This window comes from Myxosarcina sp. GI1(2024) (genome assembly GCF_053543375.1).
This window is the reverse complement of record NZ_JBKGTY010000018.1, coordinates 1-15,028: the sequence shown is the minus strand read 5'-3', so window position 1 is coordinate 15,028 and position 15,028 is coordinate 1. Positions and strand designations below refer to the sequence as shown.

Genomic DNA, 15,028 nt, shown 5'->3' with positions numbered 1-15,028 from the left:
CTACTTCATCCTTCTTCCTTACACATTTAATTTACACATACACAATTTTTAAAAATGACTATTGCTATAGATAACCCCCAACTAGATATTGGTTGGTTTAAAAAAATCGATGACTGGCTCAAACGCGATCGCTTCGTGTTTATTGGCTGGTCGGGACTGTTATTATTTCCCTGTGCCTATTTAGCAATTGGAGCCTGGTTTACGGGAACGACTTTTGTAACCGCTTGGTATTCTCACGGGCTAGTCAGTTCCTATATTGAAGGCTGCAATGTACTCACTGCAGCGGTGTCTACACCTGCCGATAGCATGGGTCACTCTCTCTTATTTCTCTGGGGACCGGAGGCTAACTGGAACTTTACGCGCTGGTGTCAAATTGGCGGTTTGTGGACGTTTACCGTACTTCACGGTGCCTTTGGGCTGATGGGCTTTATGCTCAGACAGCTGGAAATTGCCCGACTGATTGGAGTGCGTCCCTATAACGCGATCGCTTTTTCTGCACCCATCGCGGTGTTTGTCTCGGTCTTTTTAGTCTATCCTTTGAACCAATCTAGCTGGTTTTTTGGTCCGAGTTTGGGTATTGCAGGGATCTTTCGCTTCGTGCTTTTTTTTCAGGGTTTTCATAACTACACCCTCAATCCCTTTCACATGATGGGAGTAGCGGGAATTTTGGGAGGAGCCTTACTCTGCGCCATTCATGGTGCTACGGTGCAAAATACTTTGTTTAAGGATGCCGAAGCATTTGATACTTTTGGCGGTTTTAATCCGACTCAAGCTGAAGAAACCTATTCGATGGTTACGGCAAATCGCTTTTGGTCGCAGATTTTTGGTGTGGCTTTTTCTAATAAGCGATGGCTGCACTTTTTTATGCTTTTTGTCCCCGTAACTGGCTTATGGATGAGTGCCATTGGTATGGTGGGTTTATCTTTTAACCTCAGAGCCTACGACTTTATTTCCCAGGAGTTAAGAGCCGCAGAAGATCCCGAATTTGAGACTTTCTACACCAAAAATATTCTCCTCAATGAAGGTCTGCGGGCTTGGATGGCACCCCTAGATCAACCCCACGAAGGTTTTCAGTTTCCCGAAGAAGTCTTGCCCCGGGGCAATGCAGAGTAACCATGCAGCTCGAATTTTATATAACCAACGGAGGTTAGACAATGGAGCGAGTTTTAAGAGATGCGATCGTATTACCCGTTCTATTACCAATGCTTTTCTTAGTTGTTGTCGCTCTCTTTTCAGTAGTAGCAGCATTTTTAGACGTTATTTTTCACGAGCGATAGTAGTAGAAAAATCGAATTGTACCTAAAGATCGAGCGGAGGCTAGCCAATGTCAAAGATTTTTAAATATGCGATCGCCTTACCTTTAGTTTACGAAATTATTGCTGCTGTCTTTTCAGTAATGGTAACGGTTTTAAACTGTTGTTTTCGTGGCTCTTTAGATGGCACCTATCTCAAACTTTTTTTCTAACTTTTTTATTCAACTGTCGATAAATAATAAAAGGAGTAGAGCCAATGGGCTTACCTTGGTATCGCGTCCATACGGTAGTTTTAAACGACCCAGGACGCTTAATATCCGTCCATTTAATGCACAACGCACTTTGCGCGGGCTTTGCTGGTTCGATGCTGTTGTTCGAACTGGCATTATACGACCCCAGCGATCCCGTACTCAATCCTATGTGGCGACAGGGCTGTTTTCTGATGCCCTTTGTAGCTAGGTTGGGCGTAACCAATTCTTGGCAGGGTTGGAGCGTAACGGGTGAAACCTTTACCGATCCTGGTTTTTGGACATTTGAAACCGTTGCGATCGCTCACATCGTCTTTTCGGGACTACAGTTTTTAGCCGCTTGCTGGCACTGGGTTTACTGGGATTTGATCACTTTCTACGATGAAGAAACTGGCAAACCAACCCTAGACTTACCGAGAATTTTTGGCATTCATCTGTTACTAGCTGGTTTACTCTGTTTTGGTTTTGGTGCTTTTCATTTAACGGGCATTTTTGGACCGGGGATGTGGGTATCAGACCCCTATGGACTGACAGGACATATTGAGGGAGTCGCACCTGTCTGGGGTGCGGCAGGTTTCGATCCTTATAATCCTGGTGGTGTAGTCGCCCATCATATTGCCGCAGGTGTTGTCGGTATTATTGGTGGACTGTTTCATATCGCGGTGCGACCTTCAGAAGAACTCTATCGACTGCTGAAGATGGGCAATATCGAAGGTGCTTTGGCTAGTGGTTTGGCGGTGTTCTTTTTTGCAGGATTTATTGCCAGTGGCTCAATGTGGTATGGAACGGCAACTACTCCCGTCGAACTTTGGGGACCGACCCGTTTTCAGTGGGACAAAGGCTACTACCAACAGGAAATCGAACGCCGCGTGGAAACTAGTCTAGCCGCAGGCAATAGTCTATCTCAAGCCTGGTCGAGTATTCCAGAAAAGCTACTGTTCTACGACTACATCGGCAATAATCCTGCTAAGGGCGGCTTGTTTCGCTACGGGCGAATGATCGATGGTGATGGTCTGCCCATAGCTTGGATCGGTCATCCCGTTTTTAAAGACAGTTCGGGAAGCGAGTTAACCGTCAGGCGGATGACTAGCTTCTTTGAAACCTTTCCTACAGTTTTAACTGACGCAGATAACATCGTTCGTGCCGATATTCCTTTCCGTAGAGCAGAAGCAGAATACAGTATCGAGCAGACTGGAGTTACCGTAAGTTTTAACGGCGGTCTTTTGGACGGTAAAACCTTTAGCAATCCTGCTGATGTCAGAAGATATGCCCGCCAAGCGGTACTGGGAGAAGCCTTTCAATTCGATCGCGAAACCTACAATTCAGATGGCGTGTTTCGCACCAGCAATCGTGGCTTTTTTGCCTTCTTCCATGCCTGTTTTGCCCTAGTCTGGTTTTTCGGTCACATCTGGCATGGTAGTCGCGCTATTTTCCGCGATGTCTTTGCAGGTATCGATATCGAACTCGAAGAGCAAGTAGAGTTTGGCGTTTGGGCAAAAGTCGGCGATGTCACCACTCGTAAAAAGCCAGAATTAGCACTTAAAAGTCAATCTGAGTAGGTAGTGCAGCAGAATCGACAAGCCACTAACTACTAACCACTAACCACTAACCAAAATGACACAAGCAAAATTTGCCTCCAAAAAAGCCGCTCCCCTTCAGTATTTTTTCAAACCCCTCAACTCAGAAGCAGGAAAAGTCACTCGCGGTTGGGGTACTACTCCACTAATGGTAGTTTTGATGTTTTTGTTCTTTCTGTTTCTCCTAATTATCCTTCAGATAGCCAATGCTTCAATTCTGCTTGAAGGGATGGACGTAGATTGGACGAGCTTGAGGTATTAACTACTTGCAACTAACTGTAAGGTGGGCAATGTTATTGCTCGGCTAATTTTAATTTAAACTCTCAAATTTACCCACCCTACGACTAACAACCGACGACTAACGAAAAATGCAGCCACTCTTTTTTGCCTATGGTGAGGGACAATTCGCCGCCACTGCTACCGGGGTTGCCTCTGGTTTGCTAGCGTTGCTAATCCTTCTTATTCTATTAGGAGTTTACGCTAGCCAAACCTATCCGAGCGATCGCCCGTAGACACAAACTACATCAATCTCAATCTATCTTAGGAGCAAATCAATGAGTATCGTTTCCGAATTAATCCTCAGTGCCGACAGTGAAGCACGTTATCCAGGTCCCAAGGAGCTAAATATCTTTCAAGACTTCCTCAAAACAGGGGAAAAACGCATGAGAATCGCCCGCTTTCTCGCCGAAAACGAACAAAAAATCGTTCAGAACGGCAGCAATAGATTTTGGGAACGTTGTCCCGTCACTCCCAGCAATAGCGGTAACGAGAGAAAAACCGCTTCTTGTCAACGAGACCAGGGGTGGTATATTCGCCTAATTGCCTATTCAGTACTTGCGGGAAGTGAAAAACCTCTAGAAGAAATCGGCACCATTGGTATCAAAGAAATGTATAACTCTCTTGAAATACCGATCCGCAATATTGCCGAATGTATGCAGTGTCTCAAAGAAGAAGCGGTATCGATGATGGACGAAGAAGATGCTTTTGAAGTCGCACCTTACTTCGACTATATTATTCAATCGCTTTCTTAGATTGGGCACTAGGCTCTAGGCTCTAGGTTAAGACGAAGCTAGTGGTGGCGCGTATAGCTTAATTTGCTGGGTACAGCAAACTAATTCAAGCCCCCTAACCCCCAACTTTGGGGGAAATAATTCTTCCTTAGAAAAAATATTGAACCAAATACAAATAATAGGAGATAAAAGACAATGCAGGATGCAATTACTTCTACCATTAACACCTTTGATGTGCGCGGACAGTACCCCGATAGCGAGGCGATGAACAAGCTAGAACAATACTTCCGAAGCGGTACGCTGCGAGCCAAAGCTTGTCTGGCAATTAGTGCCAACGCTAAATCTATTATCACTAAGGCAGTTGCTAAATCTTTGATGTATACCGATATTACCGCCCCTGGTGGCAATATGTATACCTGTCGTCGTTATGCAGCCTGTATCAGAGATTTAGAATACTATCTTCGCTATGCTACCTACGCGATGCTCGCTGGCGATCCTTCGATCCTCGACGAGCGGATTCTCAATGGCTTGCGGGAAACCTATAACTCTCTGGGAGTACCCATCGGTGGCACAGTCAGGGCAATCCAGGCGATGAAAGAGGTCACTACCGATTTAGTTGGTACAGAAGCTGGTAAAGAAATGGGAGTTTATTTTGACTACATCTGTTCGGGCTTGAGTTAGCCATTTGCAAGGGCGAACCGTCGTTCGCCCCCTACAGATTATTTTCCATCTCCACAAGCGAAAAAAATCATGAGTATCATTACTTGTTCTATTGCCAATGCCGATCGCGAAGCCCGCTATTTGAATTTAGGGGAGTTAAGGGCGATTGAAGAATTTTATCAGGATGGTTCGGATAGACTTCGCCTCGCTCAGATTTTGATGGCGAACGAAGCAGAAATTATTAATCGAGGCAGTCAGAGGTTTTGGCAGCGATATCCCAATACTCCCAGCAACACTGGCAACCCTACCTTTAGAGCCTCTTGTTTGCGGGATCAGAGTTGGTATCTGCGGTTAATTACATATGCGATCGTGGTTGGCGACACCGAACCCCTCGACCAAATTGGTATCAAAGGCGTAAAAGAGATGTATGAATCTCTAGAAATTCCCCTAGAAAACTTAGCTGGATGTATGCGTTGTTTAAAAGAAGTAACTACAGAGATGCTGAGTCTGGAAGATGCTGCTGAAGTAGCACCTTATTTTGACTATCTCAAACAAGGATTTAGTTAATAGTAATTAGTCATTAGTCATTGATCGTCGAACGCGAAGGACAAGGGACGAAGGACAAAAGACAAATAACAAATAACAGAGGAGAAAAAATAAATGAATGTTCATATTGGCGGTGGTAGTCCCCTCGTCCACCCACAACAATATCAAACTACACCCCTAGCAGTTATTTCTCAAGCCGAACAGCAAGATCGCTATTTAAAACAAAGCGAATTAAATCGACTTGCTAGCTATTTTAGTTCTGGTAGCAAGTTATTAGAAATTGCCGAGATCCTCAACCAGAATGCCGATGCAATTGTGGCGGCTGGTGGCGATCGCATTTTTTATGGCGGCAATCCCATGAAATACCTAGAAAAGCCACAAGAAATGGTAGATCTACCAGGCTATGGCAAACCAGTAACTATGGTTGGTGCTGCGGTTGCTAAAGCAAATGCCGTCAAGAAAACAGAAAAGTTACGACAACAAGATTCTGCATCTACCCCACGTCGCTTTAGCTTTGTCGAACTTTTGCTGGAAATTGTCTATCGAATGCAGCTAGGTGGCGAACCACTACCAGGAGGGTTTAGACCGATTAGTATCTCTCGCTACGGTGCGGCGAGAATGAAGCGCTCGATGCGCGATTTAGCTTGGTTTCTGCGCTATGTTACCTATGCGATCGTGGCTGGTGATGAGAGTATTTTGACGGTCAATGCCAGAGGCTTGCGGGGTGTAATTCCTGAAGATGTCACTGTGGCTACCGTTGTGGCAATCAAAACCATGTGTCGTAAGTCGCTGTCTTATTTTTCTGAAGACGAAGAGGCGAAAAATCTTGTTAGGTATTACTTTGATGTCTTAATTCGCGAGTATGAAGTTGAAAAGCCTTCTACAAGAATTCGCCAAGGCGCAGATAACCACCAACAGGGTTTACAACTCCCTCAAAGCTATTTTTTGGCAGCAGAATCGCGACCAAAATATGTCATTAAACCCCATACGTCAATCTCACAACAACAGGCTGTAATCAGAGCAGCTTACCGACAAGTTTTTGAAGACGATCTCCAACGCACCTATGGCATCGCCTTTAAGGAACTGGAATCTCAGCTTATGGGTGGCACAATCTCTATGAAAGAGTTTGTCCGCAGACTGGGAAAATCGCGGCTTTATCTGCGACTGTTCTACGAACCATACACCATCTCTAGAGTTATAGAACTAGCATTTCGTCACTTTTTGGGACGGGGTTTGAGTTCTCCCGAAGAATTTCAAGACTATTTTGCTATTATTTCTCGTAGCGGTTTGCCAGCGTTAGTCGATGCTCTAGTAGACTCGACTGAATATGCCGATTATTTTGGGGAAGAAACCGTTCCCTATCTCCGAGGATTGGGTCAGGAAGCTCAAGAATGCCGCAACTGGGGAGCACAGTTAAATCTATTCAAGTATAGTGCCTCCATTCGCAAAGTAGCTCAGTTTGCGACGCTGTTTGGCAACTATCAACAACCACTACCCAATCATCATCCTTACGGTATCGGTAACGATTGTCTTGAAACTCAGTTTGGAGCGGTTTTTCCCAGCGAGACTCGCAATCCCTATACTCAACCAGCACCTTTTGGCAAAGATAACCATCGTCTGTTGATTAGTTCCAGTTTGGGGGTTCAAAACACCAGCAGCAGCATATATTCAAAGGAAAAGAACTTCAAACTAGATGGCCTTCCTCACGACGGCACGAGCAATGTCGATCTATCTCATCATCAAGTCGCAGCCATAATCGACAGAGCCTATCGACAGGTTTGGGGACAACAGCCATATTCTGGGCAAAACTTAACCTCAGCCGAAACCAAACTTAAAGGTGGCGAGATTACTGTCCGCGAGTTCGTGCGCCAGTTGGCTAAATCTTCCTGGTTTCGCGATTTGTATTGGGATAAACTCTACGTTACCAAAGCGATTGAATCCATTCATCGACGTTTGTTAGGTCGTCCTACCTATGGACGTTCAGAGCTAAATCGATATTACGATCTATGTTCCCAACAAGGTTTTTACCCCTTAGTCGATGTCATCCTAGACAGCGACGAATATCTAGAAACCTTTGGCGAAGATACAGTTCCCTACCAACGCTATCTTACCCCCAGAGGTTGGGCGATGCGATCGCTCTCTCAACCGACAAATTGGTCGCAAGCACAACTAGACCGTAAAACTACAGCAGGACAAGTTGTAGCTCAAAAAAAACGGGAAGACAGCGAGCGACTGGCTAGATTGGCAAAAGAAACTAATGGTTCTGCTGCTAGTAAGACCATAAATGTGGCAATGGCTATAAAACAAGCTACCCCTTCAAAAGAACCAGCATCAGTTGCTACTTCTAACTCCGATCGAGCCAAACCTCAGACAGAATTACCATCCGTCCCAGAAAATTCCCCAGAAACAGAAACCACAGAAACCTATGAGTATAGTAAAACAAGTGATTCTTAATGCCGATGAAGAACTCCGCTACCTCAACCTTAGCGAAATTAATCTCTTGCAAAACTTTTGTCAATCGGGAGCAAATCGAATTCGGATCGCTAAAATTCTTGCCGACAATGAAACTAGGCTGGTACAAAGGGGTTCGCGGAGATTTTGGAAACGCTGTCCAGTCACACCAAGCAATAGTGGCAACCTAAGAAAGACCAATTCCTGTCAGCGCGACCAAGGTTGGTATGTCCGTTTGATTGCCTATTGTGTGTTGGCTGGCAACGAACAACCCCTAGCAGATATTGGCACTATCGGCATGAAGGAAATGTATCAATCTTTAGGCATTCCTCTGGGTAACTGGACTGAAGCCATACGCTGTCTCAAAGAAGAAGCAATTATTTTACTGGGCGAGGTCGATGCAGCAGAAGTCACGCCTTACTTCGACCATATCATTCAAACTCTATCTACACCAGACCCCCACTACTACATTAACGATGGATCGGTAGAATATTAGTTTTGTCTGCAAGATAAAGTAACCTGTTTTACTTACTTTAATGTTACATTTTGTTTTTGTCGTATGCTTTTGGGCGATCGTTCTTTCATTCTTAGCTCTTAAAATTATGCGATCGTCTCAAAAAGCGTTTGCTTATTTAAAAAAACTACATCAAATACCCTGCTCCAAATGTGTCTATTTTACAGGCAAACACTATCTAAAATGTTCCTTAAACCCCAAGATCGCTCTAACGGAAGAAGCGATCGACTGCCAAGATTTCGAACCCAACTTCACTTCAGAAAGGCGATCGCCGTAGTAAACCTCGCATTTTTGTCTCCGAATTTTTGTCTGACCACTCGTATACAAAGCCGTTATAGATACCCTGATTGACTGACAAAAGAGAAGAATACAAGTCTTGAAATCAAGAAGCAGTAGGAAGTTACAGGATTGACAAACGGCAAGGGGAGTCAGCATTCTGAGATTAGACACTACTCGTAATTTCAGAATACTGTGAATCAAAACTCCCGTCTTTATAATGCCTTGGGTCAATGGATTTCTCAACCAGTGAACTGGTCACATCTATGCCATCTCAAAACTTGCATTTGGATGATAATTGCTTTGATAGATACAAACAGCGTAAATCTGACAAAATGGTCAATATATATTCCTTGTCGCGGAAAATATGCCCAAAGCAGACAAAGAAGAATAGAGAGATGGTTAAATAATCCTCGAATCAATGTTCATCGTCTGTACAAACCATTAATCAAGACAGCTTTGGCGAATTGGCAAGAAGAAAGTATTTTTCTGGCATTAGACACCTCGCTTTTTTGGGATGAATATTGTTTAGTCCGCCTCTGCGTAATTCATCGTGGCAGAGCTTTACCTGTAATCTGGAGGGTAATGAAACACGAAAGTGCTAGCATTTCATTTTCGGATTATCGAGAAATGCTCAAACAAGCACCAGCCAGACTAGCAAAATCAGTCAAGGTAGTGCTGCTAGCTGATAGGGGCTTTGTGCATACTGAGTTAATGAAAATGTTGACTTTGGAGAGGCAATTTGCCTACATAATGTCCGAATTCACAAAGGGGAATTTTATGGCATAGTTCATGTAATTATTGGTCGTAATAACGTCAATGGAGAACTTTGGGCAATTGTGAGTGACGAAAAAACCACACTACAAACTTTTGCTGAATATGGATTACGTTTCGATATCGAAGAAAACTTTTTAGATGACCAGTCAGGAGGGTGCAATATTCAACGTTCCATGATTCGAGATGTCTGTGCTTTATGCCGCTTATGGTTTATTTTGGCTGTAGCTACTCTTTATACTAGCGCACAAGGCGTTGAGGTAGTCGATAGCGGTAAACGACGATGGGTTGATACTCATTGGTTTCGTGGCAATAGCTATTTCCGTATTGGTTGGGATTGGGTCAAAGCTGCAGTTGTTAATGGTTGGAAGTTAATTCGTTCTGTGACCTTCTGTGGTAATCAAGACCCGACTCCTGCAATGGCATCACTTAAACAACATAACCAACGCTTTTTTCAGTTGGAGTTTAAGGTTCAAACATATTCCTACAATATTTCCTAAAAGTTTTGTCAGTCAATCAGATAGATACCTGCAATGCGATCGCCAAAAGAAGTTTAGCTGAAACTATCAAACTTCAGGTCGATTTTCAAGGGGAATTAGACTTAGAGACAAGCAGCCCTTTCAAGGTGTCTGTTTTTTGGTCTTAATTTTGGATAGAATTTTAGCAGTAGAAACATGAGGACGTTTAGAAGGACGAGTTCGTTTGAATTTCCTTCTTGTCTTTTTTGGTCCGCGAGGATGGGACATAAAAACAGCTAAATCAACATGAGTTGCCAAATTTTGAAGGATATTGGTCAATTCAATGAGATTCATTTGCCCAAAGATTTCCCATTCTTGTGGTGGAATTGCAATCATCATGCCACGATAGGTGCCGCAAATTTCATCGGCTAGATAATAGCTGGAAACTTCTTGCTCAATTTTTCTAATACCGTGAAGACTTCTCAGAGTCGCTAAAACGACAGAAAGAATATTATAGGAAACAACGATGGCTCGAGTACCACTAAAGATTGTCCAGGTAACGGAGCACTATTAGAGTTACGAAGAGGTTTGAGACGATGTTCACTCGCCGCTATGGCATTTCCGTCTAAAATTTTCAGTCGATAACCAGGTAGCCAATCAGCTAAATTTCCCTTTAAATTAAATGTTGAACAATTGCTTCTATTGAAGCTGCGGTTTCTCTAACTAATTCAGCACAGAAACTAAACTCGACTTTATCCAATCAAGCAGCATAAATAGCAAGATCTCTCAAACGGTTGAATAAAGAACGAGGGACTTTTACGATGTCAGCAGGATTAGATGACATGGAAAAACTGCTAGCCCAGAGAAATCGACGCACCAGAGCTAAGGCATCAGAAAAAGTAGGCAGAGATTTGACATACCAACTTTTTTGTCTAGTAGTCCAAGTAAAATCGGTTTGTAAATGATGAGCTAAAAGAGTAACCAGAGAAAATAGCCCCAAAATAAGAGGAGTAGTGCGTGCAATGGCTAAATTTGACCATTGGCGTTGAGTTTCTAGACCCAAATGTCTTCTAGCTTCTTCAAAGGTTACTTCCATTTGCCAACGACGTGTAAACCATTCTAAGATTTGCTGGGGTTGATATTTGGAATTAGTACACAGCAAAGCCTGAGTCTTAAATTTGCCCAAAGGATCGCGGACTAAAATCCAGCGAATCGGAACAACAGGCAGTCCAGTATGATACCAAACAGCTAATCCTGTAGTAATTTCTACTTGACGCTCAGTTTCTCCATACCAACGCAAAAGCGTCATGCTTGTCCAGTGTGTATTACTATCAAGCAAAACCTGGGACAAGTTGGGCAACCTTTTTCCTTTGAGACGGGGACGACCCATCGTGCCTGGGGGTCTTGATGGAGCAGGTTTATAAAGTGCAGCATCCAAGCGTAAACGAGTAATCATTGAGGTAGAAGCCAGTTTACCAATAGATGAAAGTAGTTCTAGGCAAGCAAAACTACTATCTGCCACGATTACTAGCTCTCGATTTGGTAGCCATCGTCTAACTTGAAAAATCATTTGTCTTGCCCAATCAGTTAGTTTTTTATGTCGATGTTGTTGTTCTTGGTGATATCGTTCGGATGGAGCTAAAGCTGTTAAAAATGGTAAGCCCCAAACCTTTTTTGCCCAGGGAATTTCTACCAACAACATCATTGATAACCAAGGTAAACCACTGACTTTGACAAAATGGCTATGACTCGAGCGTACTGGATCGCGATAGATACCCTTAGCTTTGATCTTTTTTCCTTTCCGGCATTCTATCGTGTCATCTATTGCGCAAACTATTGTTCCGTTAGGAATAAATGTCATCATTAAAGTTGTTAGTAATATCTTGCTAGCTTGAAGATTTGACCACACTGCACGATTCAACACCCGATGATAATTCTGAAAGTTCGGCTTATCAGCTAGTCCCATCACTTCTATTACTGAAGTTACAGTTCGTTTTCCTGTTGTGAGAATCGCACCAACTAGCAGAAGCTGAACATGATTCCAAACCTTTTTGGAGAATAATTTAGCAAAAGGCAAGAGAACGCTAATGATTTCAATGGGCAACTTAAAACTCATGCTTTGAGCCTAACGATACACTTAGAAATAATGTATCGTTGTTAGACTTCACTTTTCTTTCACAATGGATAAAGTCGAGATTAGGCTCCATTGCATTTAGCTTGTTATAAACCGAAGTGACCGAAACCTTCATTCATTGTTGATACTTTAGCTAGAGCGTGCAGCATGAATTGAAGGTCGAATTCCACAAGCAACTTCATTCATCATCTCTACTACAGTAGAAAACAGTAGTTACTGCGTGTACTGAATTTCTGTACTCCTTTCAAATAGAGCGTCAAGTTTTTGAGGATATAGAATTGTTTCGAGCAGTCCCCGAACCATCACCGAAACAGGACTTTCTTCTACAAAACGCTCAAATACTTGACTTAGAATCATTCTGGCTATTTCTCAACTACAAACTATATTTTTTCCATCTAATTATAATTTGGGGAAATTACGAGACCTTGAAAGGGCTGGGCGCACTTGCGCCGAGTCCTTTTATTTGTATTTAGAAAAAGGACTCGCTGCGGTAGCAGCCTGCTTGCAGCTACCTCAACCAATTAATGCTCTTAACCCGAACTGACGTTAGTTAGTTTTCACCCCAGGCAATGCCTCCAGTACGACGCGGATCGGCAGCGGCAGTCAAACCATTGGTAGGACTCCATAAAGCCGCTTGCACTCCTCCAAAATACATAGAGAGTCTTTCGAATCGACGACTGGTTAAATTTAGTGCATCCACATTTAACCCGGTTTCAAAAGCGATCGTAGGAATATGGTTAAAAACTTCAAAGTGCAATCGAGGGCTTGAGATTGCTCGCTCTAATGATAGGTCTAAGCTAATAAAATTAAACACAACTTGGGCGATCGCTGTAGTAATGCGTGATGCTCCAGGAGAACCAATCGCCAACACCGAGCCATCGGCATGTCGACAAACCGTAGGTGCCATATTAGAAGTAAGGCGAGTCCCTGGAGATAAGTCGTGTAAACCTCGGGGATGCAGCTCAATTTCTCCCAAAGAATTATTCAGCCACAAACCCGTACCTCCAGCCATTACCCCCGAACCATATCCAGAAGAGGCAGAGATCGAACAAGCCAAGCCATCACTATCCACTGCTGAGATATGTATTGTAGACGGAGATTTAGTTAGCTGTTGCCAATCATTTTCAGCTGCCATTGACAGTAAATGAACTGCTTCGCGATCGATTAGTTCCTCACTTACTCCTTCTAAATAGTTACTACGATATTGCAATACCGCCTGTTGAATCTCTGCTATTTTCTTGACTGTCTCTGGATTCAGAGATGTTACTTGACCTTGATGGCGTGGCAAATTCAATCGCTCCTTCATTAATAGCAGCATCGTAGCCAAACAAATACCTCCTACTGCCGGAGGAGGATTAGTAGCAATTTCCCAATCTCCAAAATTAATTATGATTGGCGATCGCTCGATCGCTCGATAGCAATCTAAATCTTCGAGAGTGAGTAAACCCTGATTGGCTTGAATTTCTGCAGTAATTTTTTCTCCCAACTCTCCGCGATATAAAACGTCTACTCCCCCCTCAGCGATCGACTGCAAACTTCGAGCTAGTTCGGGAAGTCTCACCACATCGTTGAACTGTAAATGTTTACCGTCGGCTTGATGAATGATTCGATAACTGTCGGGATGCCAACCAAAAATAACTCGATGAGTGTAGGAAAAATATTCTGCTGCTACTTGAGAGAGAGAAAAGCCTTGTGCTACCTGCTGTTGTGCTGGAGCAACTATTTCTGACCAAGGAAGGTTGCCATATCGTTCTGCAGCCAAACTCAAACCGGCAAACATCCCAGGGGTAGCCACAGAACCATAACCCACCATCGTACTCGTGCCGCCACCGTAATCGAAAAAAGCCTCTTGCATTCCACTACCAAACTCAACCGAATCCAATCCTCGTCCCGGCATCTCTGCATAGGCATCTATGACAATGGGGTCTTCTCCCTCACGCCAAATGGTAATAAAACCGCTAGCACCGGGAGCGATGATTCCCAGGTTGGTACACATAGAACTTAAAGTCGCGGCAATGGCTGCATCAACCGCATTTCCTCCCCGATTAGCTACGGCAGCACCAGCATCCACTACAATTTGAGCATCAGAAGCAATAATAACTTTTCTCGGCATAAAAATGGATTTGCTATCAGTTAACACATAATAATACTAAGTAGCTGGGTAAAATTAAATATAAAAGAAAGATTCTTGTTTTTTAGAGCTTGGAAAGTAATTATTTCGAACTCCACGAAAAACTTGCGGGAGCTATAACAGCTTTGATAGTTATCAACGATACCTTGGCAATCATCAAGCTAACTTATTACTGATTGATAAGCACCACGACCGACCAGAAGATTTGATTGTCCTGGATTGCTGAATCTTTTAGTTGTGGCGAAACACCAAAATCTCCGTCGATGAATACCTAGTTGCCACGTTAGAATTTAGAGGATCTCTAGCTCGATTCGTCGGACTAGAGACTTTATGTAGTGCATTGAATTGCCACTTAGCTAAGTTTTTCGAGCAGATATACATAGTTAGTCATCAGCTTTTTTCTTCTATTCGTACTGATGTATGTGGAATTGATTCATTCTTTGGTTGCCTTGTTCTAATATTTTTTGACGATAATTTTCTAGTTCCTCAACTGTGGAGTTGACCTGTTCTTGTAAACGATGGAGTTTGTTAATTCGGCGTTTCAAGCCATTGATATCCGACTTAACAAAGCCTGTTTGATGTTTTTCGAGCTCTCCCTTGGGACCAAACAAGCGATATTCCCTTTCCCACTTGGCTAAATGGTCTTCCCAGTAATTAATTAAACTAGCAAGTTCGCGATCTTTTTCTAACATTATGACCTCCTCAAAATTAATGCATTAAGAAAGATTGAAGCGATCGCACTTCCGATTGGACAAAGTATAAATCTAGCTATTGTAAGCAGAAACCTTGTCTACTACAAAATTACCAAGCAGACAAGGTTGGAAAATCCATCTCAAATCTAGCCCAAGGTTTGAAACAGATTGAGCAACGACGGAGGTCTTTAATTGCTGAGGAGGGGCGGTGGGGGGGGGGGGGCCGCCCCCCCCCCCCCCCCCCCCCCAAACCCCCCCGCGAAAAAGCACGCCAGCGCTTTTTAAAACCCCCCCCCGAGAGAGT

18 protein-coding genes are annotated in these 15,028 nt (G+C 43.4%); 14 read left to right on the top strand and 4 right to left on the bottom strand.

Annotated features, from left to right (window positions below):
* The first annotated feature begins 54 nt into the window (after positions 1-54).
* The 14 genes from psbD (at position 55) to ACLFKQ_RS29605 (ending at position 9,809) form a co-directional block, all read left to right on the top strand.
* Positions 55-1,113, top strand: a complete 1,059-nt coding sequence (psbD, locus tag ACLFKQ_RS29670) for a photosystem II D2 protein (photosystem q(a) protein) (RefSeq protein WP_449003213.1) — start codon at positions 55-57, stop codon at positions 1,111-1,113.
* A gap of 41 nt (positions 1,114-1,154) precedes the next feature.
* On the top strand, positions 1,155-1,277 hold the full coding sequence (locus ACLFKQ_RS29665) for a hypothetical protein (RefSeq protein WP_449003212.1): 123 nt from the start codon (positions 1,155-1,157) through the stop codon (positions 1,275-1,277).
* A 47-nt stretch (positions 1,278-1,324) separates the two neighbouring features.
* Positions 1,325-1,465, top strand: a complete 141-nt coding sequence (locus ACLFKQ_RS29660) for a hypothetical protein (RefSeq protein WP_449003211.1) — start codon at positions 1,325-1,327, stop codon at positions 1,463-1,465.
* A gap of 44 nt (positions 1,466-1,509) precedes the next feature.
* Complete coding sequence (gene psbB, locus ACLFKQ_RS29655; RefSeq protein WP_449003210.1) at positions 1,510-3,060, top strand: photosystem II chlorophyll-binding protein CP47; 1,551 nt, start codon at positions 1,510-1,512, stop codon at positions 3,058-3,060.
* A gap of 55 nt (positions 3,061-3,115) precedes the next feature.
* Entirely contained in the window at positions 3,116-3,340 is a 225-nt protein-coding gene (gene psbH, locus ACLFKQ_RS29650) for a photosystem II reaction center phosphoprotein PsbH (RefSeq protein WP_449003209.1), read from the top strand.
* 106 nt (positions 3,341-3,446) lie between these two features.
* Complete coding sequence (locus ACLFKQ_RS29645; RefSeq protein WP_449003208.1) at positions 3,447-3,590, top strand: hypothetical protein; 144 nt, start codon at positions 3,447-3,449, stop codon at positions 3,588-3,590.
* A gap of 42 nt (positions 3,591-3,632) precedes the next feature.
* Entirely contained in the window at positions 3,633-4,109 is a 477-nt protein-coding gene (gene apcD / locus ACLFKQ_RS29640; protein ID WP_449003207.1) for an allophycocyanin subunit alpha-B, read from the top strand.
* Between the two features lie 174 nt (positions 4,110-4,283).
* Positions 4,284-4,769 carry an allophycocyanin subunit beta gene (locus ACLFKQ_RS29635; protein ID WP_449003206.1) on the top strand — a complete coding sequence of 162 codons (486 nt, stop codon included), beginning with the start codon at positions 4,284-4,286 and terminating at the stop codon, positions 4,767-4,769.
* 69 nt (positions 4,770-4,838) lie between these two features.
* On the top strand, positions 4,839-5,315 hold the full coding sequence (gene apcD / locus ACLFKQ_RS29630; protein WP_449003205.1) for an allophycocyanin subunit alpha-B: 477 nt from the start codon (positions 4,839-4,841) through the stop codon (positions 5,313-5,315).
* 93 nt (positions 5,316-5,408) lie between these two features.
* Positions 5,409-7,748 carry a phycobilisome rod-core linker polypeptide gene (locus ACLFKQ_RS29625; protein WP_449003204.1) on the top strand — a complete coding sequence of 780 codons (2,340 nt, stop codon included), beginning with the start codon at positions 5,409-5,411 and terminating at the stop codon, positions 7,746-7,748.
* A complete protein-coding gene (apcD, locus tag ACLFKQ_RS29620) occupies positions 7,720-8,241 on the top strand; it encodes an allophycocyanin subunit alpha-B (protein ID WP_449003203.1) in 522 nt (173 codons plus the stop codon). Before ACLFKQ_RS29625 ends, apcD (ACLFKQ_RS29620) begins: the two co-directional genes overlap by 29 nt.
* A 40-nt stretch (positions 8,242-8,281) precedes the next feature.
* Complete coding sequence (locus ACLFKQ_RS29615) at positions 8,282-8,536, top strand: hypothetical protein (RefSeq protein WP_449003202.1); 255 nt, start codon at positions 8,282-8,284, stop codon at positions 8,534-8,536.
* Between the two features lie 194 nt (positions 8,537-8,730).
* Positions 8,731-9,324, top strand: coding sequence for a hypothetical protein (locus ACLFKQ_RS29610; protein WP_449003201.1), 594 nt, complete (start codon positions 8,731-8,733; stop codon positions 9,322-9,324).
* Positions 9,325-9,374: 50 nt separating this feature from the next.
* Positions 9,375-9,809 (top strand): hypothetical protein, encoded by a 435-nt coding sequence (locus ACLFKQ_RS29605; RefSeq protein WP_449003200.1) that lies wholly within the window; start codon positions 9,375-9,377, stop codon positions 9,807-9,809.
* A 120-nt stretch (positions 9,810-9,929) separates the two neighbouring features.
* On the opposite strand, the gene ACLFKQ_RS29600 is transcribed toward ACLFKQ_RS29605, so the two are convergent.
* The 4 genes from ACLFKQ_RS29600 to ACLFKQ_RS29585 form a co-directional block, all read right to left on the bottom strand.
* Positions 9,930-10,166 (bottom strand): hypothetical protein, encoded by a 237-nt coding sequence (locus tag ACLFKQ_RS29600; protein WP_449003199.1) that lies wholly within the window; start codon positions 10,164-10,166, stop codon positions 9,930-9,932.
* Positions 10,167-10,527: 361 nt separating this feature from the next.
* The gene (locus tag ACLFKQ_RS29595) at positions 10,528-11,883 is read right to left on the bottom strand and encodes an IS701 family transposase (protein WP_449003198.1); all 1,356 of its coding nucleotides are present in this window, start codon (positions 11,881-11,883) and stop codon (positions 10,528-10,530) included.
* Between the two features lie 568 nt (positions 11,884-12,451).
* The gene (locus tag ACLFKQ_RS29590) at positions 12,452-14,014 is read right to left on the bottom strand and encodes a gamma-glutamyltransferase (RefSeq protein WP_449003197.1); all 1,563 of its coding nucleotides are present in this window, start codon (positions 14,012-14,014) and stop codon (positions 12,452-12,454) included.
* Positions 14,015-14,436: 422 nt separating this feature from the next.
* Positions 14,437-14,724, bottom strand: coding sequence for a hypothetical protein (locus ACLFKQ_RS29585; RefSeq protein WP_449003196.1), 288 nt, complete (start codon positions 14,722-14,724; stop codon positions 14,437-14,439).
* Positions 14,725-15,028 lie beyond the last annotated feature (304 nt).